This window comes from Deltaproteobacteria bacterium (assembly GCA_016223005.1).
In the GTDB taxonomy this organism is placed as follows: domain Bacteria; phylum Desulfobacterota; class GWC2-55-46; order UBA9637; family GWC2-42-11; genus JACRPW01.
This window is the reverse complement of sequence record JACRPW010000017.1, coordinates 1-24,231: the sequence shown is the minus strand read 5'-3', so window position 1 is coordinate 24,231 and position 24,231 is coordinate 1. Positions and strand designations below refer to the sequence as shown.

The 24,231-nt window shown below is 41.1% G+C and carries 22 protein-coding genes; 12 read left to right on the top strand and 10 right to left on the bottom strand.

Annotated elements, in window-relative coordinates:
* The 4 genes from coaBC to HZC45_02145 all read right to left on the bottom strand — a co-directional run.
* A partial coding sequence (coaBC, locus tag HZC45_02160; GenBank protein ID MBI5681967.1) for a bifunctional phosphopantothenoylcysteine decarboxylase/phosphopantothenate--cysteine ligase CoaBC occupies positions 1 to 1,097 on the bottom strand: 1,097 nt, incomplete at its 3' end.
* A gap of 45 nt (positions 1,098 to 1,142) precedes the next feature.
* The gene (locus HZC45_02155; protein ID MBI5681966.1) at positions 1,143 to 2,372 is read right to left on the bottom strand and encodes a radical SAM protein; all 1,230 of its coding nucleotides are present in this window, start codon (positions 2,370 to 2,372) and stop codon (positions 1,143 to 1,145) included.
* A 158-nt stretch (positions 2,373 to 2,530) separates the two neighbouring features.
* Positions 2,531 to 2,797: a type II toxin-antitoxin system RelE/ParE family toxin gene (locus tag HZC45_02150; GenBank protein MBI5681965.1), complete on the bottom strand. Its 267-nt coding sequence runs from the start codon at positions 2,795 to 2,797 to the stop codon at positions 2,531 to 2,533.
* On the bottom strand, positions 2,781 to 3,023 hold the full coding sequence (locus tag HZC45_02145; protein ID MBI5681964.1) for a hypothetical protein: 243 nt from the start codon (positions 3,021 to 3,023) through the stop codon (positions 2,781 to 2,783). The genes HZC45_02150 and HZC45_02145 overlap by 17 nt, the downstream gene beginning before the upstream one ends.
* Positions 3,024 to 3,193: 170 nt before the next feature.
* Here HZC45_02145 and HZC45_02140 point away from each other — a divergent pair, with 170 nt between their 5' ends.
* Positions 3,194 to 3,457: a hypothetical protein gene (locus tag HZC45_02140; protein ID MBI5681963.1), complete on the top strand. Its 264-nt coding sequence runs from the start codon at positions 3,194 to 3,196 to the stop codon at positions 3,455 to 3,457.
* A gap of 33 nt (positions 3,458 to 3,490) precedes the next feature.
* On the opposite strand, the gene rnr is transcribed toward HZC45_02140, so the two are convergent.
* From rnr to HZC45_02120, 4 genes are all read right to left on the bottom strand, one after another.
* Complete coding sequence (gene rnr, locus HZC45_02135) at positions 3,491 to 5,641, bottom strand: ribonuclease R (GenBank protein ID MBI5681962.1); 2,151 nt, start codon at positions 5,639 to 5,641, stop codon at positions 3,491 to 3,493.
* A 104-nt stretch (positions 5,642 to 5,745) separates the two neighbouring features.
* Entirely contained in the window at positions 5,746 to 6,708 is a 963-nt protein-coding gene (locus HZC45_02130) for a universal stress protein (protein ID MBI5681961.1), read from the bottom strand.
* A gap of 367 nt (positions 6,709 to 7,075) precedes the next feature.
* Positions 7,076 to 7,345 (bottom strand): hypothetical protein, encoded by a 270-nt coding sequence (locus HZC45_02125; GenBank protein MBI5681960.1) that lies wholly within the window; start codon positions 7,343 to 7,345, stop codon positions 7,076 to 7,078.
* 20 nt (positions 7,346 to 7,365) lie between these two features.
* The gene (locus HZC45_02120) at positions 7,366 to 8,463 is read right to left on the bottom strand and encodes a hypothetical protein (protein MBI5681959.1); all 1,098 of its coding nucleotides are present in this window, start codon (positions 8,461 to 8,463) and stop codon (positions 7,366 to 7,368) included.
* A 224-nt stretch (positions 8,464 to 8,687) separates the two neighbouring features.
* Here HZC45_02120 and accC point away from each other — a divergent pair, with 224 nt between their 5' ends.
* The 3 genes from accC to oadA are packed head-to-tail and all read left to right on the top strand — an operon-like array spanning position 8,688 to position 13,599.
* The gene (accC, locus tag HZC45_02115) at positions 8,688 to 10,106 is read left to right on the top strand and encodes an acetyl-CoA carboxylase biotin carboxylase subunit (GenBank protein ID MBI5681958.1); all 1,419 of its coding nucleotides are present in this window, start codon (positions 8,688 to 8,690) and stop codon (positions 10,104 to 10,106) included.
* Between the two features lie 12 nt (positions 10,107 to 10,118).
* Positions 10,119 to 11,720, top strand: coding sequence for an AMP-binding protein (locus HZC45_02110; GenBank protein MBI5681957.1), 1,602 nt, complete (start codon positions 10,119 to 10,121; stop codon positions 11,718 to 11,720).
* Positions 11,721 to 11,742: 22 nt separating this feature from the next.
* Positions 11,743 to 13,599 carry a sodium-extruding oxaloacetate decarboxylase subunit alpha gene (gene oadA / locus HZC45_02105; GenBank protein ID MBI5681956.1) on the top strand — a complete coding sequence of 619 codons (1,857 nt, stop codon included), beginning with the start codon at positions 11,743 to 11,745 and terminating at the stop codon, positions 13,597 to 13,599.
* Positions 13,600 to 13,674: 75 nt separating this feature from the next.
* Here the strand turns inward: oadA and HZC45_02100 are convergent, their stop codons facing one another.
* The gene (locus tag HZC45_02100; GenBank protein ID MBI5681955.1) at positions 13,675 to 13,839 is read right to left on the bottom strand and encodes a hypothetical protein; all 165 of its coding nucleotides are present in this window, start codon (positions 13,837 to 13,839) and stop codon (positions 13,675 to 13,677) included.
* Positions 13,840 to 13,909: 70 nt separating this feature from the next.
* Here HZC45_02100 and HZC45_02095 point away from each other — a divergent pair, with 70 nt between their 5' ends.
* Positions 13,910 to 14,494 (top strand): AEC family transporter, encoded by a 585-nt coding sequence (locus tag HZC45_02095; protein ID MBI5681954.1) that lies wholly within the window; start codon positions 13,910 to 13,912, stop codon positions 14,492 to 14,494.
* Positions 14,495 to 14,594: 100 nt separating this feature from the next.
* Positions 14,595 to 17,690 carry an HAD-IC family P-type ATPase gene (locus HZC45_02090; protein MBI5681953.1) on the top strand — a complete coding sequence of 1,032 codons (3,096 nt, stop codon included), beginning with the start codon at positions 14,595 to 14,597 and terminating at the stop codon, positions 17,688 to 17,690.
* 19 nt (positions 17,691 to 17,709) lie between these two features.
* On the opposite strand, the gene HZC45_02085 is transcribed toward HZC45_02090, so the two are convergent.
* Positions 17,710 to 18,687, bottom strand: coding sequence for an HlyC/CorC family transporter (locus HZC45_02085; protein MBI5681952.1), 978 nt, complete (start codon positions 18,685 to 18,687; stop codon positions 17,710 to 17,712).
* A gap of 370 nt (positions 18,688 to 19,057) precedes the next feature.
* Here HZC45_02085 and rsxC point away from each other — a divergent pair, with 370 nt between their 5' ends.
* The 6 genes from rsxC to HZC45_02055 all read left to right on the top strand — a co-directional run.
* A complete protein-coding gene (gene rsxC / locus HZC45_02080) occupies positions 19,058 to 20,392 on the top strand; it encodes an electron transport complex subunit RsxC (protein ID MBI5681951.1) in 1,335 nt (444 codons plus the stop codon).
* Between the two features lie 169 nt (positions 20,393 to 20,561).
* Positions 20,562 to 21,593, top strand: a complete 1,032-nt coding sequence (locus tag HZC45_02075) for an RnfABCDGE type electron transport complex subunit D (protein MBI5681950.1) — start codon at positions 20,562 to 20,564, stop codon at positions 21,591 to 21,593.
* Positions 21,590 to 22,189 carry an RnfABCDGE type electron transport complex subunit G gene (locus HZC45_02070; protein MBI5681949.1) on the top strand — a complete coding sequence of 200 codons (600 nt, stop codon included), beginning with the start codon at positions 21,590 to 21,592 and terminating at the stop codon, positions 22,187 to 22,189. The genes HZC45_02075 and HZC45_02070 overlap by 4 nt, the downstream gene beginning before the upstream one ends.
* A complete protein-coding gene (locus HZC45_02065) occupies positions 22,189 to 22,809 on the top strand; it encodes an electron transport complex subunit E (protein ID MBI5681948.1) in 621 nt (206 codons plus the stop codon). The genes HZC45_02070 and HZC45_02065 overlap by 1 nt, the downstream gene beginning before the upstream one ends.
* 131 nt (positions 22,810 to 22,940) lie before the next feature.
* The gene (gene rsxA / locus HZC45_02060) at positions 22,941 to 23,519 is read left to right on the top strand and encodes an electron transport complex subunit RsxA (protein MBI5681947.1); all 579 of its coding nucleotides are present in this window, start codon (positions 22,941 to 22,943) and stop codon (positions 23,517 to 23,519) included.
* A 131-nt stretch (positions 23,520 to 23,650) separates the two neighbouring features.
* Positions 23,651 to 24,231: 4Fe-4S binding protein (locus HZC45_02055; GenBank protein ID MBI5681946.1), on the top strand; the 581-nt coding region annotated here is incomplete at its 3' end.

The window sequence follows — 24,231 nt, the reverse complement described above, 5'->3', positions numbered from 1 at the left end:
TGTGGCAATTCTATCACACCTCCTGATTTCTCTATAATCATAACCTGATTAACATCTTTGTCAAAACCACTGGGGGCATTGGCAACTATCAGGTCAATGTGTTTGTCTAAAAGTTTTCTCTTTGCATTGTTTATTATATCATCAGTCTCAAGGGCAAAACCCACAAGGAACTGCCCCCTCTTTTTATTCCCCATCTCCTGCAGTATATCCTGCGTCCTCTCTAATTCAATCGTTAGTCCAGAATCTTCTTTCTTTACCTTTCTACTGCGGCTTACATTTGGTCTAAAGTCAGCCACAGCAGCAGCCATTATAACGATGGTTGACTGAGGGTAGTGTCTCATAGATACATCAGACATTTCATCCGCAGTAGTTACATTCACAAATGTTACACCAGAAGGCGGCTTCAGATAAGATGGTCCGCTTACAAGCACAACCTCTGCCCCTCTCTTTTTTGCAGCCCTTGCAATTGCATAGCCCATCTTACCTGATGATGGATTTGATATAAACCGGACAGGGTCTATTGCCTCTCTTGTCGGACCTGCTGTTACAAGAACCTTTTGCCCCTTCATATCCTTGACAGATAAACATTCCTCTGCTGCTTCTATTATATCCTCAAGGGAGGCAAGCCTGCCCTTGCCTCCGTAGCCGCAGGCAAGTTCCCCTTCTTCAGGACCTATAAATAGATAGCCCACCCTTTTCAGCCTTGAGATATTTTTCTGCACTATAGGGTTTTCATACATATTCACATTCATTGCAGGTGCAAAAAGTTTAGGGCATTTTGAAGCCATTATGATTGTTGTTAAAAGGTCGTCTGCAATGCCATTTGCAGCCTTGCCTATGATATTTGCGGTTGCAGGCGCAATAATAATCAGGTCTGACTTTTCTGCAATTTCTATATGTCTTATACTTGCCTCACGGTTTGCATCAAAGAGTTCTGTATAAACAGGATTTTTTGAAAGGGTCTGAAAAGAAAGAGCCGTAATGAATTCTGCTGCTGATTTTGTCATTACAGGATGGACATTTGCCCCTTTTTTATTAAGAAGCCTTGTAAGTTCAAGCGCTTTATATGCTGCAATTCCGCCTGTAATGCCTAACACTATGTTTTTATCTTTGAGACCGTTATGCCGACCTTTTTTTTTGGTTTATCTTCCTGCATTGACCCTCTTCCTCATCTCCATCATAATATCAGGTGTAATCTCTTTCAAGCCTTTTCTTCTTGCATAGCCCTCTACACCCTTTTTAACCATAGTCCTTAAAAACACAGGGACTTTATCAAGCCTCTCTTTCGCCTCATCCGTCCATAGTATCTCAGCATCTTTTTCCTTGCCCCTTGCCCCTTGCCCCTTGCCCCTGCCTTTTTCATACTCACACCACGAATCCCCTTCCATTACATCCCCTTTTTCTGCATAAGCCCTTGCCCTGCATCCGCCGCAGACTTCATTAAATTCACAGTCCTTGCAATTGCCTTTATAAACAGGGTCTCTAAGGGTCTTGAATATATCCGCATGAACCCAGATGTCAGACAATCTCTGTTTCCTGACATTCCCTGCAACAGTTGGAAGATACGGACATGGCGTAACATCTCCCTCTGGAGTAATTCTAAAATAATGAGTCCCTGCAAGGCAGCCGCTTGTAGCGCCTTTCATTATTTCTGAATCAGGATTGATTTGCTGAACAACCCTTAAAAAATGCGGGGCGCACCTTGCCCTGACCATAATTTTGTCTTCATATTCCTTTTGCGCATTTGCAAGATATACAAGCATCTCCTCATACTGCTTTGGGGTTATATCAGTCATCTCCTGCCCCCTGCCTATGCATACAAGGAAAAATACATTCACTGCCCTTGCGCCTTTTTTATAAGCATATTCAATCACAGCAGGGATTTCATCATAATTATTTTTTGTAACAGTTATCTGCAGCTGAAAATCAATATTACGCCTTTTTAATGCCTCTATGCCTGAAACTGTTTTTCCCCATGCGCCATCAAGACCCCTGAACCTGTCATGGGATAAAGGTTTGAGAGAATCAATGCTTATGCCAATACCTTTGATATTGCTTTCTGATATTTTGCAGGCAGTATCATCATCAATTAAACTCCCATTTGTCCCGAGCACAACCATCAAGCCCTTGCTGGATGCGTATTTTGCAATATCAAAAACATCATCCCTTAAAAGCGGCTCGCCTCCCGTTAAAATCAGCATTGTGTTAGGATTGATGGATGCAATATCATCCACAAGCGCAAGCGCCTCATCTGAAGTCAGTTCCCCTTTTGGACTGGAAAGTTCAGCAGCATCAAGATAGCAGTGCCTGCACTTCAGATTGCACCGCTTCGTGATATTCCATGATATGAGAAATGGTGTCCAGTCCTTCATGTTTTATTCCAAGCCCCTAGTCCCGCATCTCTGCAATAATCTTTTCAATCCGTCGTTCCGTCTCTTGCCGCAAGAGCAGAATGGTTTTTAATGTCTGCCTCATAGGTTGACACAATCGCATTTAAAGAGAACCGTCCCGTTTATCCAATCCTCAAGGGTTAATACACACTGCCCCTTGGGGCTATATTAACAACTGCTATAGTGTTCTCATTATATATCAAACTAAAAACTACCCTATACCTGCCAACTCTCAAACGATAAAAATTTTTAAGTTCACCAGTAAGGTATTTTACATCTTTACGCAAAAGGGGATTTTGTTCTCTAGAAAGTTCAATAAGTTTTTCCTTAATCCTCTCCCTTGCTTTTTTATCTAATTTCTTATAGTGTTTTTCAGCAGCCGGAGAGATTTTAACTGTCCAATTCATGCAATTTTTTACCTTTACCCTTTTTTATTTCTTTCAATCCTTCCTTGCATTCCATGGCAAACCCAGGAATGTTCAGCATCTCAAGGGTTTCTTTATGACGGTCAATATATTCATCGGTCATCTCTCCGAATATATCTGTCAAGGTTTTCCCTTCGTAACCGGCGATTGCCTTAAGCAGCCTTAGACGGTCATCTTTTAATCTCAATGTAGTAATAGATTTTTCCATATTCACCTCCAAGTGGATACATCACTCATAAATAATAATATAAAAATATAAAGATATCAATAAAATCTCAGAAAGAATTTTGAACTTTTTCTTGAACTGTTCAATAGACAGTTCACACAGGAAAAAGGGGACAGGAAAAAGGGAATTTATTTCACCAGGCAAAGGAGTTTATGGGATTAAGGAAGGCAAAGTTTAGAGGGGCAAAATTTATTAGAGAACAGATACCCTTAACTGCGGCATCACAGAATATCAAGAAAATTGTTAGGCTGCTATCATGGAGAGGTCCTCAAAAAGAAGCCCTTGCAGCAGGAAAGCCCCTCATCCTATTTTCAATAAGTGGATTATTGAAAATATTTTTCTATCTATATCAGAATATCAGGAGAAAACAGTTCAATAAAAGGGATTGTTCTGCAAATTGTTTCGCAAATGATTAGTTTTTCAACAGGCTGTTTTGTTTTGACAATTTATCAGGTAGCAAAGGGGGTATTAACCATCGCAAGGTCTATCTGCCTTTTACCTATGTCAACCTTACAAACCTTTACCCTGACATCATCCCCAACCCCGAACCTCTTCTTTGTCCGCTCTCCAACAAGGGAATGCTGCTTTTCTATAAATATGTAATAATCGTCCTTAAGGCTTGATACATGCACAAGACCTTCAATAAAATATTCTTTTAATTCAACGAAGAAACCAAATGAGGTAACACCTGATATAATGCCGTCAAACAACTCGCCTGTCTTATCCATCATAAACTGCGTCTTTTTTAAATCAACAATCTCCCTCTCTGCCTCCATTGCATTCCTTTCCATCTTTGATGTATGTCCTGCAATGTCAGGTAAAACAGAAGTCCACATTTCTTTTTCCTTATCAGAAAATCTCTTCTTAACCTGTCTTTTTAAAAGCCTGTGAACAATCAAGTCTGGATACCTTCTGATTGGAGATGTAAAGTGTGTATAAAAATCAAAGGCAAGTCCGAAGTGTCCGATATTCTCCTCTGAATACCTTGCCTGTTTCATTGAGCGGAGCAGCACATGATTTATCAGTTTCTCCTCAGGTTTTCCCTCAGCCTTTTTTAATACACCTTGAAACATCTTTGGCGCCGCATTTTCTCTCCATTCCAGATGATAACCAAAGTTTGATATGAATTCCCTGAAATCAAGCATGTCTTCCTCATCAGGCCTCTCATGCACCCTGTATACAAAAGGCACATTTGAACCCGCCATAAACATTGCAACACACCTGTTTGCCAGAAGCATAAACTCTTCAATTATCTGGTGGGCGATGTTCCTTTCCGATCGGACAATATCTTCAACCCTGCCTTCTATATCAAGAATCAACTGGGGTTCAGGAAGGTCAAAGTCAATGCTGCCATTCTTTGCCCTGTCCTTTTTAAGTTTAAGGGCAAGTTCCTCCATTATAGTTAAGTCAGAGGCAAGATGGGCATATCTTTTCCTTAAATAATCATCTCCATCAAGGATACCCTTTACAGATGTATAGGTCATCCTCTCAATACTCTTTATTACACTTTCATAAAATTTATAACCAGTAATTATTCCATTATTATCAAATTCCATCTCTGCAGTAAATGCAAGCCTGTCAACATTTGCATTAAGACTGCATATGCCATTGCTCAATTCCTCGGGGAGCATGGGTATGCACCTGCCGGGAAAATAGACACTCGTTCCCCTTGCAAATGCCTCTTTATCAATATTAGAACCTTCTTTCACATAGTGGCTTACATCTGCTATAGAAACCCACAGCCTGTAACCACCGCCCTTCCGCTTTTCTATTGAAACCGCATCATCAAAATCCTTTGCAGTCTCGCCGTCTATTGTAACAGTCGGCATATCCCTTAAATCGTATCTGCCCTTTATATCATGCGCCTCAACTGCTTGTGAGATATTCCTTGCCTCATAAAGGACATCTTTAGGAAACCTGTAATTAAGGTTGTGCTTTATTGCAATAACCTCTGCCTCTACATCAGGGTCTTCATAATCACCAAGCACAGAAATAACCTTTGCAGGCAAAGGTGCGTCTGCGTATTCGTGCCACTTTGTAACCTCTGCTACTACCACATCACCATCCTTTGCGCCACATTCCTTATTTAGGGGTATAACACAGGTTGCAGTAATCCTCTCATTCATAGGCACAACAATACCAAACCCCTTTGCCCTTTCAAATCTTCCGACAATATTCTTATTTACCCTTTCTAATATTCTTATAATCCTTCCCTCTCTCTTGCCGCCTTTCCCCTGCTTACCCAATGCAGCGGCAGATTTAAAACCCTCTACCCTGACAACAACCTTATCCCCGTGCATTGCACCCTTTAACAACTTATGCCTTACAAATACATCCTCTCCGCCTTCATCAGGTATGACAAAACCAAACCCGTCAGGATGGCATTCAAGTGTTCCTGTAACAAGGTTCATCTTATTTGGAATGCCGAATCTCCCGCCTTTTATCTTAACTATATCCCCTTCATGAACCAAGTCCATCACAAGTCTTTTAAATCCCTGCTTGTCCTTTTTGGGAACACCAAATACCCCGGAAAGTTCCCCGAATGACAAAGGTCTGTATGTCTCCTGCCGCATGAATTTTAAGATGGTTTCTTTGTTCATATATTTATCCCCAAAAAATGCGTGAACCTCAAAACCATTGCTATATCAATAATGTAACTCAAACCTTTAGAGCCTGCCCTGAACTTGATTCAGGGTTTGACATATCAACTTTCTTTGCCTTTTCCCATCATTTGTCCCCTTGCCTCTTGCATGACTTTTACATCTATTTCCTTGTATCCCTTTTTAACAGCGTAATCATTAACTGTTTGCATCACTATCCCCTTTGCAAAAGGCGGCACCTTTTCAAGCAAGTCCAAAGCATCTTTTGTCCATGTTATCCCTGCATCTGCCTCTTGCCCCTTACCCGTGAAAAGCATGCTTTTCACCCCTTGCCCCTGTCTCTTGCCCCTGTATTCTTTCCCTGAAATCAAGATATTGCATTTTGCAAGCCTGAAGCAGTTTTCCGTATTGCTGCCTATATCTAGTTCAGGCACTGCATGCACGCCAACCCGCCCCATTACAAGCAAATCAGGGTTTTCTCTTTCCACATATTTCAAAATCTCTTCAAATGCCTTGCCTGTCAAGAGTTCTGTCTTTATCTCAAGTCCATCATCCTTTGCAATATTATAAGCAATATTTAGATGGTCTTGATATATTTTTGCCAGTCCTTTGTCAATGATTTCCTCATGTAGTTTTTCCTGCTCTTTGAATTTAAAGATTTTACCTGCCTCATCTGACAGGACGCCTGCAATGTTTTTAAATGCTGAATAATGAAAATTGGGGTCAAAGGCTGCAATACAGGTTACTTCGGAATTAAAGAGCCGTGCTATTGCAATCGCAGATTTAAGCCCCCCGAATGAATTTGGACTTCCGTCAATACCAACTGCTATCTTTTTAGGAATGCGATTGTCCTTTGCAATAAGGACATCTTTTTTTATTCTCCTGACAACCCTTTCGCACACGCTCCCAACCCGACTTTTATTCACAGCGCCGAGACCTAAAAAACCAATTATCACAAGGTCGTAATCACTTGCCTGAACATCCTTTACTATCTCAAGATAATTTTTCCCCTCCATTGCCTTTCGGCTGTAAGATATGCCTTCCTCTTTGCACCTGTTTTCAAACACATCCAGATACGAGTCTGATATTATCTGAAGTCCTTTTGTTATCAGGTCATCGTGGATGTCCCTCTGCTTTTGCCTTTGCCAGATATATGCCTAAATCTATGCAGTAGTTGGAGTAAAGAGAATTATCAAGTGGTAAAAGGATATTTTTATACACAAAAGACCTCCGTTATGTATCTCATCAAACGAAGAACCCCAGTGTTCATTACCGGGGTTCTTATATTTCACAACCTTGACTGTTTTCTTACTTTGGCTCTACAGGATATCCTGCCTCAACCCATGCATCAAAACCGCCAAGAAGCGCCGCTACCTTTCTAAAACCTTTACCCATTAAGAATCGCACCACACGGGCGCTTGTGTATTCATCGGGTCAGGTGCAGTATGCAATAATTTCCTTATCCTTTGGTAAAACCTGATACTTCCTTTCAATGGAATCGGGGTCTATCCTGACAGCGCCTTTAATCTTTACCATACTATCCAGATAAGACGATGATACCCTTGCATCAAGAATTACTATGTCTCCTCCCTTATCCATCTTTGCCTTGAGTTCCTTTACAGTAATTCTGTCATCGGCTGTAATACCTACAGACGGCAGAGACAGGAGACACATAGCAATCAGGATTGCATAGATTTTTTTCATGGCATTTTCCTCCCTTCTTTTTATAAATTTTCCCTGAACAACTGATAACCTGATTCCTCTGTTATCTTTAAAGCCTCTTCTATTTCTTTCCTATTAAGGTTTTTATCATCGCCTTTTAAGAGTTCCTTATAAAATCTGTTATAAAAATCGTCCGGATAAACCCAAACCTCAAATACAGATTTATTTTTATTATATAATTTCTTTATCTCATAAGTAAATTCAAATTTTCCCTGCGGTGATATTCGGGTATCAAAAAACTCATTAGAAAGGTCAAGGCTGACCCTCCGTCCTATATACCTTACTTTCACTGATTCAGGTATAGCGCTGCCATTATTATCCTGCATATAGCCTTTGACGACCACTATGGGTGTTGTATATGTCGGAAAATAATGACCGACCCCTGTATTTGTAATTACAATTTTTGCCTTTTTCCCTTCCCTGACTGCATCAATGGTTATCCCTTTTTTAACCATCTCTGGGTTATGGATTCCACGCCAGAGGTGCTGCCTGTCAGGCATGTGGCAGTTCTGGCATGTAACATTATTTTTTCCGTAGATACTCTCCTTCCACTCCCTGTATGTGTTTGTAAGAACCTTGCCGTTCAATTCATACCCCTCATCCAATTGATGACATGCCGCACAGAACTCCGCCTTTTCAAAAAATGCCTTTTCTATAAAACCATCATGTGCGTTTTGTCTTTTATTTCTGACTTCTGACTTCTGACTTCTGACTTCTCTTTTTTGCGGTCCATAAACCTTCCCCTTTCTCAAATGACACACACTGCAAGAAACACCTGAAAGTTTAAGTCTATTGTCGAATGATTGGTTTTTAATGTAGTTACTTGCCCCTTGCCCCTTGCCCATTGCCCCTGTCTTTACCTCTGCCTGCTCCGTCATCGGCGCATGGCAGAAATAACAGGACATGGAAGATTCAGGGTTTGTGGGGACAGATTTAAAATCTTTCCCCAGTTGTCCAAGCAGTCCAGGACCAACTGCCCTGCTGTGAAGAGAATCTTTCCAGTTCTCGTGTTGGTCTTTATGGCACTCTCCGCATGCATCAGGATAGAGTGGAAATTTAGTATTCTGAAATGGAATTGGTCTTTCCCAGTATCTTTGCAAAGGATTCTGCTCTCCATGTGCAGTATAGGGGAAGATTATTAGAATGGTTAATACGATAGTCAAGAAAGACACTATTTTTCTCGCAGGGTGTTATACAAAAATAATTTATGCAGGAGATTATAAGTTAGAATTTTTAAATCCTCAATATAAATTTCAGGTCAATTTTCAAATCAATTTTGCCTTGACACAAAAGGGTTTAATAGGCTAGTTTTATAATCCTTGATATGTTTAAAAAGGTTCTCATAGCAAACAGGGGGGAGATAGCAACCCGTGTTATAAGGGCTTGCAAGGAACTCGGTATTGCCACCGTTGCAATATATTCAGAGCCAGATTTCACATCCCTTTATGTTAAAAAGGCTGACGAGTCATATCTTGTTGGTCCTGGACCAATAGAAGGGTATCTCAATATCCACAGGATTGTTGACCTTGCGCAAAAGGTTGGTGTTGACGCAGTCCATCCTGGTTACGGTTTTCTTGCTGAAAACCCTGATTTTGCAGAGCTGTGCGAGAAAAAGGACATCACTTTTATAGGTCCGACAAGCAAGACCATAAAGGATATGGGAGATAAGGTAAGGGCAAGGAACCTTGTAAAAAAGGCAGGTGTGCCTGTTGTACCGGGGACAAATGGCAGGATAAATTCTAAAAATGAGGCGCTCAAATTTGCAAACAGCATTGGCTACCCTGTAATGGTAAAGGCATCTGGCGGCGGCGGGGGGCGGGGGCTGCGAATTGCAAGGGATGAAAAGGAACTTATTAAAGGGATTGAAATAGCACAGTCAGAGGCAAAATCAGCCTTTGGGTGTTCAGATGTCTTTATTGAAAAATTTATTGAAAGACCTCATCATATTGAGTTTCAAATCCTTGCTGACAAATATGGAAACATAATCTATCTTGGCGAAAGGGACTGTTCTATTCAGAGGAGGCATCAGAAACTTATAGAGATTGCCCCTTCTCTTCTGCTTGACGATGAAATGAGGCAGAAGATGGGCGAGACTGCGGTCAAGGCAGCAAAGGCGTCAAATTATACAAATGCAGGCACAGTTGAGTTTCTGGTGGATAATAACAGGAATTTCTATTTTCTTGAGATGAATACCCGTATTCAGGTTGAGCATACCATTACTGAGGAGATTACAGGTATTGATTTAGTAAAAAAACAGATTGAGATTGCTGCAGGCAAGAAACTAAATATCAGGCAGGAGGATATAAATTTCCGAGGCTTTGCAATGCAGTGCAGGATTTGCGCTGAAGACCCGAAGCGAAACTTTGCACCGAATTCGGGCAGGGTAACAGCATACTATTCCCCCGGCGGCATAGGCGTCAGGATAGATGGTGCAATATATAAGGATTATGTAATACCCGGTTTCTATGACTCAATGGTAGTAAAACTGGTTGTCCATGGCATGACATGGGATGAGACTGTAAGCAGGATGAAGAGGTCTTTGGATGAATTTGTAATAAGAGGGGTAAAAACAACCATACCGTTTTTAAGAAAGGTTATGATGGATGAGGATTTTAGAATTGGTAATATTGATACAGGATATATTGACAGAAAACCCGAACTTCTTAACTACGATGAATTTGGGGATCCTGTAGACAAGGTGGCTGCAATATCTGCTTCAATCGCAGCATACTACGGATTTTAACAGGAGCAAGTTATGCAAAATAAAGGCTTTGATGTCTTGATGGCAGAAAAAAGGGTTTTTGAGCCGTCTAAAGAAATGATGGACAAGGCTCATATAAAGGGTATGAGGGAATATGAAAAACTCTATCAAAGGTCTGTCAGCGAACCCGAAGATTTTTGGTCTCAAATGGCTGAAAGGCATATAACATGGTTTAAAAAATGGGATAAGGTTCTTGAATGGGATTTTGAAAAACCTGAAGTAAAGTGGTTTATTGGCGGGAAATTAAATGTATCATACAACTGTTTGGACAGGTTTATAAATACACCCATAAGAAACAAGGCCGCTATAATATGGGAGGCGGACGGCGGTTCATATAAGACATATACCTATCAGCAGCTCTATTACGAGGTCAACAGATTTGCCAATGTTCTAAAAAAACACGGCATTAAAAAGGGGGATAGGGTTACCATTTATCTCCCGATGATACCTGAACTTGTAATCTCCATGCTTGCATGCGGAAGGATAGGGGCAATCCACAGTGTGGTATTCGGAGGTTTTTGGATATTTGATTACCATGATGAGGATATACATTTCTGCACGGCTGATATCGGATGGGTGACAGGTCATAGTTATATTATTTACGGGCCGTTAAGCAGTGGTGCCACAAGTTTGATGTTTGAAGGTATTCCTACATATCCAAATCCCGGGAGGTTCTGGGAAATCGTTGATAAGCATCAGGTAAATATATTTTATACAGCGCCAACAGCAATCCGTGCACTTATGAAAGAAGGGGAAGGATGGGTAAACAGGCATGACCTGTCATCACTCAGGGTGCTTGGCACAGTTGGTGAACCAATTAACCCTGAGGCGTGGATGTGGTATTATACCAATGTGGGAAAGGGGAAACTTCCAATCGTTGATACATGGTGGCAGACAGAGACAGGCGGAATCCTTATAACACCGCTTCCAGGCGCCATGACACTAAAGCCCGGTTCAGCGGGCAGACCGTTTCCAGGGGTTGTGCCGATGGTTTTAAAAGAGGATGGCACAGTCGCAGGTGTGAATGAAGGCGGATATCTTGTTATAGAAAAGCCGTGGCCAGGGATACTCCGTGGAACATACGGAGACCCTGATAATAAAAGGGTAAAAGAGGTTTACTTTACAAGGTTCCCGGGGAAATATTTTACAGGAGATGGTGCAAGGATTGATGAAGACGGAGATTACTGGCTCATGGGAAGGGTGGACGATGTCCTAAATGTATCAGGACACAGGATTGGGACAGCAGAGGTTGAGTCAGCCCTTGTGAGCCATGAATCTGTTGCAGAGGCAGCGGTTGTAGGCTGTCCACACGAGATTAAAGGTGAAGGCATTTATGCTTATGTAACACTGAAAGATGGCTATAAACCAGCAGATGAACTCAAGAAGATGCTTGCTGCCCATGTAAGGACTGTTATAGGACCGATTGCTGTCCCTGACAAACTCCAGTTTGCTGCTGGTTTGCCAAAGACCCGGAGCGGCAAAATCATGAGAAGGATTTTACGAAAGATAGCAGCAGGGGATGTCCATGATTTGGGAGATACCTCAACCCTTGCAGACCCGTCGGTTGTAGACAACTTGTTAAAGGGCAGGTTATAAAAAAACAGGGAGAGTAGTTTGTATGCTAAAAAATAAAATAAAAAATCATAAGGTATATATAACGGATACTGTTTTAAGGGATGCCCATCAGTCGCTCCTTGCTACAAGGGTGCGGACTGCTGACATGCTTGAAGGTGCAAAGAAGTTGGACAGGGTTGGCTATTGGTCATTGGAGGCATGGGGCGGTGCTACCTTTGATACAGCCTTAAGATTCCTGAAGGATGACCCGTGGGAAAGGCTCCGTGCATTTAGAAAGGCGATACCGAATACAAGACTTCAGATGCTTTTGCGCGGACAAAATCTTGTTGGATACAGGCACTATGCGGATGATGTTGTTAAAAAATTTATTGAACGGTCAAAAAAGAACGGTGTTGATGTTTTTAGGATATTTGATGCCTTAAATGACATCAGAAATCTGGAGGTTGCAATAAAGGCTGCAAAGGAGGTAAAGGGATTTGTAGAGGCAACAGTATGTTATACAACCAGTCCTGTCCATACCCATGATATGCTTGTTGAAATGGCAGTAAAACTTGAGAGGATGGGCGCTGATACAATCTGCATAAAGGATATGGCAGGTCTCCTGACACCTTATGAGGCTTATAATCTGGTAACACGACTGATTGAAAAGGTCGGTGTTCCGATACACATCCATACCCATGATTCCAGCGGCCTGGCAGCAATGAGTTATTTAAAGGCAATAGAGGCAGGGGCACAGATTGTTGACACTGCAATATCTTCTATGGCATCAGGCACATCCCAGCCTCCGACAGAGAGCATCGTTGCTGCATTAAAAGATACGCATTATGATACAGGGTTAAGTCTGGGACTTTTGACAGAGATTGCAGAATACTTCAGGGATATGCGTAAAAAATACAAGAGATTTGAAAGCGAATATACAGGGGTGGACACAAGGACACTGGTTGTTCAGGTGCCGGGAGGAATGATATCCAATCTTGCAGCCCAGTTAAAAGAGCAGAATGCAATCGGCAAGATGAATGAAGTTCTTAAGGAAATCCCAAAGGTCAGAAAGGATTTAGGTTACCCGCCTCTGGTTACACCAACAAGTCAGATTGTCGGCACACAGGCAACACTTAATATCTTAACAGGTGAAAGGTATAAGGTTATAACAAGTGAAATCAAAAATTATCTTAAAGGGTTATACGGCACCCCACAGGGAAAGATAGATAAAAAGGTTCAGAAAAAGGCAATAGGAAAAGAAGAATCTATAACATGCAGACCTGCTGATTTGTTGGAACCTGAACTGGATAAACTCACAAGGGAAATAGGGGCTAATGCAAAAAATATTGAGGATGTGCTTTCATATGCATTATTCCCGAATGTGGCTTTGGAATATTTTGAGCAAAGGGACAGCGGGAAACTAGAACCTGAACCGATTGATGAGCCTGTAAAAGAAAAAGAAACACAGGTCGCACAATCGCCTCTCTTAGCGCCAAGTGAATTCATAGTAACTGTCCACGGAGAATCCTATCGTGTAAAGGTTGCAGGTGCAGGGCACAAGGTAGAAGGCAAGAGGCCATTCTTTCTTAAGATTGATGACAGGCTTGAAGAGGTAATGATAGAGTCCCTGACAGAGATTATACCAACTATGGGTGGTGAGATAGAGGCAAAACTGACCACACAGTCTGCAAGACCAAGGGCAAAGGAAAAGGGTGATGTTACAGCCCCAATTCCTGGCAAGGTAACAAGTATAAAGGTATCTGAAGGGGATAAGGTATCGGCAGGTGATACTGTCCTGACTATTGAATCAATGAAGATGGAAAATGAAGTTCATACGCCGATAGACGGCACTGTTAAAAAAATATATGTAAAGGTTGGAGATTCAGTAAACCCTGATGAGACGCTAATGGTAATAGGATAAGAACCAGTGTATCTTTAGGCCCGTCCTTAATGTCCTTTCAATTGTATTCCCTGTTTTCAGTATTATCGGCATTGGCTATATATTTGCGAGGTTCAAAAAATTAAGCCTTGAACCCGTAATAAATATCCTCCTGTACATCACAATCCCATCCCTTGTTATCTCATCCCTTGTAAAGAAGAAACTTATTTTAAGTGAACTGCTTACAGTATCAGGGGCAGCAGTTATTGTTGTTATAGGCACAGGGCTTATAAGTTTTATCTACCTTACGATAGTTAATAAAAAAGATTTAAGGGGGTTCTATCTCCCTACGATGTTTATGAATTCAGGCAATATGGCATTTCCATTAGCCTTACTTGCATTTGGCAGTGACGGACTGACAATTGCGGTCTTATACTATGTAGCGATAAGCATTATGGTTTATTCCATTGGTATCTACATTGCAAAAGGAGATGGCGGGTTATATGAGATGTTAAAACTACCGTTGATATACGCAGCGATTACAGGCATGCTGTTAAACCTTACTGAAACTCCCATCCCTCAGCCATTATTTCTAACTATGGACATGCTTGGTGCAGCCACTATCCCGCTTATGCTTATTAGCCTTGGCTATCACCTCCGTTCAACCCATATCACCTCTTTTGGTTTGTCAATAGCAGGGACAATAATAAGGATTTTTGGAGGGATAATACTGGCATATCTTGTGACGATTTCTTTTGGGATTAAAGGAATTGAACAAAAGATAATAATCCTCTCGTCGTCTATGCCCTCTGCTGTTATAAACTTTATTGTAAGTTACAGATATAAACTCCATTCCGAACTTGTAGCATCAATAATTGCCATGAGCACAATAGTAAGCCTCTTTATAACACCGCTGGTGCTTTATTTTTTGATGTGAGTTCTATGGACAATATAGGACAATATAGGGACACTTCCCATATTTTCTTGACATATACGAAACAAAAGGGGACACCAATCAAAAGGCACTGTAAACTCTCATGAACCTTTCCCTGTTTCTGTCACATGAATATATCATCCTTGACTTCAATGCACCGAATCACAAAGAGGCATTGAGGGGCATGGTCTGCGCTTTGGGTGAAAAAAGGTGCAAGGAAGAGGAATCCCTTAAGACATTAACAGACCATGAGAGTATTGACGGTGTGCTTTCAGGCACAGGCTCTGCAATATTCCACTCAATATCAGAGGATGTCCCTGATATAAAGATTGTAGTTGCTATATCCAAAAACGGAATCCCCCATCCAACAAAAAGGAAACAAAGGACACATATCCTGTTTCTCATTATCTCCCCAATAAAAGAAAGCGGCACCCATTTACCTTTGGGTAAGGACGAGATATTTTCTGAATTATCTACAAAAGAAAACGGGCTCACAAGTGAAGATATTTTAAAGCGGCTCAAAACAGTCGGCTCAAATGATATTAAGAGGATTAAAAAGAGTGAACTCTTCTATGATTTCCTGCAGAACCTCACAAACCTATTTGCCATACTCCTCTGGTCAGGCGGTGTTATGGCATTTATTGCAGGTATGCCTGAACTTGGATGGGCAATATTCCTTGTCATTATTATAAATGCAGTTTTTAGTTTCTGGCAGGAGTATAAGGCAGAAAAGGCTGTGGAGGCGCTGCAGAGACTTTTACCGCAAAGGGTAAATGTCTTAAGGGATAGTATTGAAAAAGAGGTTTCTGCAGATGAACTTGTACCCGGGGACATCATGCTTCTTGAAGAAGGGAATAATGTGCCTGCTGACGGAAGGCTTATTGAGGCAGATGACATTCGTGTTGATAACAGCTCTCTTACAGGTGAATCTAAACCTGTTTACAAAACTGCAGGGTCTATTGAAAACGGCAGAAACTTTATATGGACAGAGATGCCAAACCTGATATTTGCAGGCACAGGGGTTATTTCTGGCAGAGGCAAGGCTGTTGTTACTGCTACAGGCATGGACACTGAAATAGGCAAGGTTGCATATATGACTCAGGCAATAAAGGATGAGATGAGTCCTTTGCAAAAAGAAATGGTGAGGGTAACAAAAACTGTAACGATTATAGCCGTTGCCACAGGCATATTATTCTTTGGGCTTGGCTACAGTTTTGGCGGGCTTTCTCTTGCAATGAGTTTTATATTTGCCATAGGCATTATAGTTGCAAATGTGCCTGAAGGACTCCTCCCAACTGTAACCCTTTCCCTTGCCATGGCTGTCCAGAGGATGGCAAGAAAAGGGGCTGTTGTTAAGAAACTTTCTGCTGTTGAAACCCTTGGCTCTACGACAGTTATATGCACTGATAAAACAGGGACACTTACTACAAATGAGATGTGCGTTACCAGACTTTGTGTGAACGGTAAGGTAGTCCAAGTGAGAGGTAATGGGTATGAACCAGCAGGCGAATTTATCTTTGACGGCAAAGTGCTTGATGAAAATGCCTTGAAAAACGAAGGCATACATGAACTATTAAAGGCTGCAAGTCTGTGCAATAATGCCCATCTGATTCCTCCATCAAGAGAAAAACCATTCTGGCAAGTTTTAGGAGACCCTACAGAAGGGGCAATTATTACTGCTGCAGAAAAGGCAGGGATTAGGTATCAGGAATTAAAAAAAGTATATGCCAGAATCGGACATATCCCGTTTGAAAGAATAAGAAAGAGAATGACAACAGTGCATGAGGAAGTCAGGAGTCAGGGGGCAGGGGTCAGGAGCGAAAAAATTATTGCCTATGTTAAAGGGGCATCAAAGGAGACATTGGAGTTATGCACATATATATATAAAAACGGAGAGATTGTTGAACTATTGGATGAGGAAATGGATGAAATATTGAAGCAGAATGATTTAATGGCAGGAGCTGGTTTGAGGATACTGGCAGTTGCATATAGAGAGTTAGGAGTTCGGGGCTCAGAGTTTGGAGTTAAAAAACAACCAACTGCTGAAGAGGTAGAAAGGGCTTTGATATTTTTGGGTCTTATTGCAATGAATGACCCGCCGAGGTGTGAGGTAAAAGAGGCTGTCTCCATGTGCCATAGGGCAGGCATACGGATTATTATGATTACAGGCGATTATGGTTTGACTGCGCAGGCAATAGCAAAGGATGTCGGTATAGGAGAGGATGTAAAGATAATAGACGGCACTGAATTGTCGCAATTATCTCATCGGGGGTTAAAAGAGGTTTTAAGGCGCGGCGAAACTATCTTTGCACGGGTTGAACCAAAAGACAAACTCCGTATTGTTGAGGCACTCCAGTCTAACGGCGAGGTTGTGGCAGTAACAGGAGACGGCGTGAATGATGCACCTGCATTAAAAAAGGCTGATATAGGCATTGCAATGGGCATGCGCGGAAGCGATGTCGCAAAGGAGTCAGCAGAGATTATTTTAACAGACGACAACTTTGCAACCATTGTTGAGGCAATAAAAGAAGGGAGGGCTGTTTACGCCAATATAAAGAAGTTTGTTACATACATCTTTGCAAGTAATATCCCGGAGATTATTCCATTCATTGCATTTGTGCTTTTTAAGATTCCCCTCCCTTTGACAGTTATGCAAATTTTGCTCGTTGATTTAGGCACAGATGTTGTCCCTGCACTCGGGCTTGGTGTAGAACCTCCTGAAAAAGGCATAATGGATGAGCCTCCGAGATCAAGAAATAAAAAACTGTTGGATTTTAAACTTCTTTCAAGGGCATATTTTTTCTTAGGACCAATTGAGGCATTCTTGTGTCTTGCTGGCTTCTTTTTTGTTTATTTAACAAGAGGATGGGAAAGGGGAATGCCAATGCCGTCAGAAGGTGTAATTTATACAACAGCAACAACCATGACCCTTGCAGGCATAGTTGCATCACAAATAGGGAATGTCTTTGCATGCAGGGCAGAAAAAGAATCCATCTTCAAAATAGGATTATTTAAAAACAGGTTCGTCTTATTCGGAATACTTATTGAGATAATTTTAATATGCCTTTTAATCTATACACCGTTTTTACAAAAGGTCTTTGGACTTGCTCCGCTTGGCATAAACGATTGGCTATTTCTTGTTATACTCCCTGTAATCTTACTTGCAGTAGAAGAGATAAGGAAGATGCTTATCAGATAGAAATTCATTGTGCAGCCTTTTATTTTCCCTGCGGCAGTTGTTCCACCTTTACCTTTACTACCCTTTTCCCTTCTACATCAACCACTGTAAACCTATAACCCATGTGGGTAACAAATTCACCGCCTCTTGGTATCTTCTGAAGTCTTGTAAGCATGAACCCTGCTAATGTATGATACTCTTCTGTATCCTCAAACGGCAGTCCCCTGTCCTGCAGGTCTATAATCGGGGCAGAGCCGTCTATGAGCATTGTGCCGTCTTTAAGTTTTTCTATCATGCCGCCTTTTTCTATGTCATACTCATCTTCTATCTCACCGACGATTTCTTCAAGAAGGTCTTCTATTGTTACAAGGCCGTCAACCTCGCCGTGCTCATTTACTACAATCGCCATATGCACCCTCTTTTTTTGCATGTCCTTTAAGAGTTTGCTTATCATAATTGTATCAGGGACAAAATGAGGGGCGCGGACTATTTTACTCAAATCCAAAGGTTTATTCTCTTTTAAGAGCCTGAATACATCCTTGTTATAAAGGATTCCCACTATATGTTCTTGAGTATCTTTGTAAACAGGGTACCTTGAAAAGCCTGTTTCTATAAGAAAATCCAGCGCCTCATCTTGTTGTGAATTTATATCAATAGCGCTGAATTTATGTCGTGGCACCATAATTTCTTTTACAGTTGTGTCTGCAAAATCAAATACGCTGTGAATCAACTCCTGTTCTGTTTCCTCAAATATGCCCTTTTCCATGCCCTCTTTGACAAAATATTTTATCTCTTCTTCTGATATAAATGCCCTTTCCTCAAGACCCTTTGTCCCAAATAGTTTCAAGATGATATTAGTAGAGGTAGTTAGCACCCTTACAAAAAAGGCTGTTCCTTTTGATAACAAATTAATAGGCTTTGCTGAAAAACAGGCAATGCCTTCTGCATATCTAAGCGCAAGAGACTTTGGCGCAAGTTCGCCTATTATGAGCGTAACATAAGAGATTACAATAACCACGAGCCCTATTGATATTATTTCACTGAATTCATAGATGGGCCATACAGGTATATTCTGAAAAACAGGCTATCTCAGAACCTGCAAAAAAACCATTTGCAATAATCAGTATAAAGATTAAAAAGAATTCAAACCATAGTGTGTCAAAAGACATAATGCCTCCATGTGATGTGAGAAGTAGGATGTGAGAAACAAACCTAATATAATCGGGTTCAACTATAACAAATCTTAATAATAAAATCTGTAACTATTTATAAATGTAAATGACAAATGAAAAAAATAAAGAAAGTTTAAAAAAGTTTAAAAAAATAAAGAAATCTTGACATATGGTTTTAAACCTGATAAAGAAAAACGGCTTTACAACAACTATCTTATGGCACTTAATACATTTAAACATGGAATACACCCGAACTATCATAAAGAACTCACAGCCGGAAAAAAGACTGAAAAGGCAGCCCTGACAAAAAAGGTTGCAATCCCTTTGCAGCAGCACCTTGGCGCCCCGTGCCAGCCTATTGTTAAAAAGGGCGATACGGTTGTAGAGGGTCAGAAAATCGGTGATGCAAATACCTTTGTAACATCTCCTGTACACTCAACAATCAATGGCAAGGTTAAAGAGATAGAAAAATATCCGCACCCTTCCGGCAGTAAGGTCATGTCCATTATTATAGAAGGGGATGGGACGCAAAGGCAGTGGGACAGCAGGCAAATCGGTATTGATATTGATAAACTATCCATTGAGGAGATAAAGACTGCTATAAGAGAGGCAGGCATTGTTGGTCTTGGCGGCGCTGCATTTCCTACTGTTGTAAAACTCTCTCCTCCAAAGGATAAAAAGATAGATTCTGTTATACTCAACGGCTGTGAATGTGAACCGTTCCTGACATCTGACCATAGGCTCATGATTGAATGGCCTGAAAAGATTCTGTGGGGAATGAAGTTGATAATGAAGTCGCTGGGTGTCAGCAGCGGCTATATAGGAATAGAGGAAAACAAACCTGATGCAATAGGTGCTCTGGAAAATGTAAAGAGATCAATCATCCCTGATTTAAAGATTATCCCACTGGAAACAAAATATCCGCAGGGCGCTGAAAAGATGCTTATAAAGGCAATCCTTAACAGGAAGGTCCCGGTAGGCAAACTTCCAATGGATGTCGGCGTTGTTGTGCAGAATGTAGGGACTGCTAAAGCGGTTTACGATGCAGTTAAATATGATAAACCACTTCTTGAAAGGGTTGTTACAGTAAGCGGTAATGGTATAAATGAGCCTAAAAACCTTCTGGTAAGGATAGGGACATCCTTTGATGAAGTGGTAAACCAGTGCGGCGGTATTAAGGGTGATGGAGAAAAACTTGTTATAATGGGCGGACCAATGATGGGTATTAGCCAGACAAATCTTGAAGTCCCTGTTATAAAAGGCACATCAGGCATAACAGTTCTGGCGGGTGATTTAGTAAGACCTGCTGAATATCAGCCCTGCATAAAGTGCAGCAGATGTGTTGAGGTATGTCCTGTTAATCTTATGCCTTACAGACTTACAGATTATGCAAGGTTTAATGAGCCTGATAAGTTCAGGGCATGGGGGGGCGTTTCCTGTATAGAATGCGGATGCTGTTCGTGGACATGCCCTTCAAACAGACCATTGGTTCAGTGGTTAAGGGTCGGTAAATTAAGGGTAAGAGAGGCTGAAAAGGGAAGTAGCAAATAAAAAAATATTAAAGATTAAATATCAAAGATTAAAATTAAGGTATTGCACCTGAAAATACCTTTAATCCGTCATTCCCCGATTTATTCGGGGAATCCAGTTTAGTTTCACTTTTACATTTTAATTTGTCATTTTGACTTTTGATATTTTATTTTTGATTTTATAAAAACCTATGGACGAGAAAACACAAAATAAACCACAAGACAAACCTAAAGAGATTATACAGCCTTCAATTGACAGGCTCGTTGTCTCTTCATCACCTCATTTTTCTACAAAAGATAATGTGCCGAAGATTATGCATACGGTTGTTCTTGCACTCTTACCCGCCTCTCTTGCGAGTATATATTTCTTTGGCTTGAATGCACTTTTGCTGGGTGTTACATGCGTAATTGCCTGCATGCTTACTGAGTATGCTGTCCAAAAAATCAGACGCAAACCAATAACAGTATGGGACGGCAGCGCAATAATAACAGGGATGCTTTTGGCACTCACACTTCCTCCGTCATTTCCTTTATACGCAGCAGCGCTAGGCAGTGTCTTTGCAATAGGCATGGGCAAACAAATCTTCGGAGGTCTCGGCTATAATATATTCAATCCTGCACTTTTAGGAAGGGCATTTTTGATGGCAACATATCCTGTGCTTACTACCACATGGAGCGAACCTCTGACAAAGGCTGCAAAACAGGGTATTGATGCTGTATCTGCCGCCACACCCCTTGCACTTATGAAGTTTGAGCAAAAACTCACACCTCATCTGGATTTACTGTTTGGAAATGTGGCAGGCTCTCTTGGCGAGACATCTGCAATTGCAATTATTTTGGGCGGGCTTTATTTGAGATACAAGGGTTATATAAACTGGAAGATGCCGCTTGGTTACCTTGGTTCCATTGCATTCTTTGGTGCAATCTTCTGGTTTGCAAACCCTGAAAAATATCCTGACCCTTTATTTCACATACTTGCAGGCGGTGCAATGCTCGGCGCATGGTTTATGGTAACTGATATGGTTACAACACCCACAACACCCATCGGACAGTGGCTCTTTGTAATCTTTGCAGGATTTCTCGTTGTTATTATAAGGCTTTTTGGCGGACTCCCTGAGGGTGTCATGTATTCCATACTCCTTATGAATGCATTTACACCGCTTCTAAACAGACACACCAAACCAAAGGTTTTCGGTGAAGGAGGACAGGGGGGGATAGGATGAACAGCAAGGTTATAAAAATGCTACTTGTCCTTTCTATTACTGCTGCAGTATCAGGCGGCATACTTGCCAAGGTGTTTCATTTTGCAGACCCGCTTATTAAGGAAAATAAAAGAAGAGAATTGCAGGAGGCTATCTTTGTTGTCTTACCAGAGGCAAAAGAATATAAAACCATTGAAAAAGAAATTGGCAAAGAAAAACTTATAGTTTATAAAGGAATTGACGCCAATGGCAGTCCTGTCGGCATTGCATTTGAGGCAAACGGCGGAGGGTTTCAGGGGAATATAAAAATCATGGTCGGTTTATCAACAGATTATCTCAAACTTAAAGCCATAAAGGTTCTTGAGCAGAATGAAACACCGGGGCTTGGCAACAGAATAAAAGAGCCTGCATTTGAAGGACAGTTCAAAGGTCTTGAGATAAAGCCAAAGGTAGAGTATATTAAATACCGCAAGCCTGAAAAACCGAACCAGATAACAGCAATAACAGGCGCAACAATATCATCAGATGCGGTTGTTAAAAATATAAACAATGCAGTTGAAAAGGTTCTGAAGAATTTTCCTTCAGAAGAAATAGTAAAAGGCGAGGTTTTAAAGTAATGGCAGAATACAATCTCTGGCATGAATTTAAAAAAGGGTTGTGGGATGAGATACCGCCGTTTAGGCTTGTTTTAGGCACATGCCCTGCCCTTGCTGTAACAAATTCAGTCATAAACGGCATTGCAATGGGGCTTGCAACATTATTTGTTTTGCTCTGTGCAAATGTAAGTGTTTCCGCTATAAGGAAGATCGTGCCGTCAGAGGTAAGGATTGCAACATATGTTGTCATTATTGCTTTGTATGTTACTGTCGCTGATATGTTCCTTGCCGCAATGTTTCCGCCGATATCAAAGGCGCTTGGACCTTATGTCCCATTGATTGTTGTCAACTGCATAATACTTGGAAGGGCAGAGGGATTTGCCCAAAAACACCCCATAATCCCATCTACGATAGACGCCATCGGCATCGGCATTGGCTTTACATTAAGCCTTGCAGCAATGGGTATAATAAGGGAATTGTTTGGTTTTGGCAGCATATTAGATATTAAACTGCTCGGCAATTGGTTTGAGCCGTGGATAGTGATGATACTGCCGGCAGGCGCATTTTTTGTATTTGGCTTTCTTGTTGCTCTTGTAAATTATCTATCGCAGAAAAAGGCAACAGAAACACATGGGCATTAAATGAAAACTCAAAATGCAAATCGCAAAATTCAAAACTAAAACGCAAAACCTTAAAACTATTTTCTAAAAGTTTTGACTTTTAACTTGTAGTTTTGACTTTTGACCTTTGATTTTTGAATTTTATTATTAATATGGATGTCATTTTAATTTTCATATCAGCGGCAATTGTAAACAATTTTGTCCTTTCATATTTTCTTGGCATATGCCCGTTTTTGGGCGTTTCCAATAAAACAGAGAGCGCCCTTAATATGGGGCTTGCCACAACATTTGTCATGACACTCACCGCTGCTACAACATGGCCCGTATGGACATATGTCCTTGTGAAATTTAATGTGCCGTTTACACAGTATGTTGCATTTATAATTATTATTGCAGCGCTTGTTCAGTTTGTAGAGATGTTTTTAAGGAAATCTAGCCCTCAGATTTACAGGGCAATGGGCATTTATCTTCCGCTTATAACAACAAACTGCGCTGTTTTAGGGCTTGCGCTTTTTATGGTCTTGAGAGATTACAATTATATCCAGAGCATATTCTTTGGCTTTGGAACAGGTGTAGGTTTTACAATAGCAATGCTCATGATGTCAGGCATAAGGGAGGAACTTGAATTTGCGGATGTGCCTCCTGTGTTTAAAGGGATTTCAATAACACTAATAATAGCAGGCATGCTCGCATTGGCATTTATGGGTTTCGCAGGACTGATAAGGGGGTAAAAAAATCTCAAAACTCAAATGTCAAATGTCAAAACTTTAAGCCTAAAACTTTTTAACTTTTTGGTTTTGAGTTGTAGTTTTGAGATTTGAGTTTTGACTTTTGTGAGGAAGACCCTAGGATTGAGGCTGTTATGGCAATAATTCCTAACTCAAACTGCGGCGGGTGCGGACTTGCAGGATGCAGGATGTTTGCAGAGGCAGTCCTTGTAGGAAAGGCGCCTGTTACAGGGTGCGTTGCAGGGGGACAGGAGGTTGCAGATAATCTTGCAAGATTTCTTGGTGTTGATGCGCAAAAGGCTAATAAGATTGTTGCAGTTGTTCTGTGTCATGGCGGTGAAAGGGAGACTTTAAAGACCGGGATTTATAAAGGTGAAAAAACCTGTATTGCTGCAAATTTCACTGGCGGAGAAAAGGCTTGCACATACGGCTGTCTTGGCTACAGCGACTGTGTAGAGTCATGCAAGTTTGATGCAATGGCAATGAACGATAACGGGCTTCCTGTTGTATTCCATGATGCATGCATTGGGTGCGGCGCATGCGCAAGGGCATGTCCAAGATTTATAATTGAGATGCATCCCATTGAGCATAAACTATTTAACTACTGCAGAAACAAGGACAAAGGCGCTGTTGCAAGAAAGGTATGCAAGGTCTCTTGCATTGCCTGCACCTTGTGTGTTAAAGATTGTCCTCAAGAAGGCGCTATTGACATGAT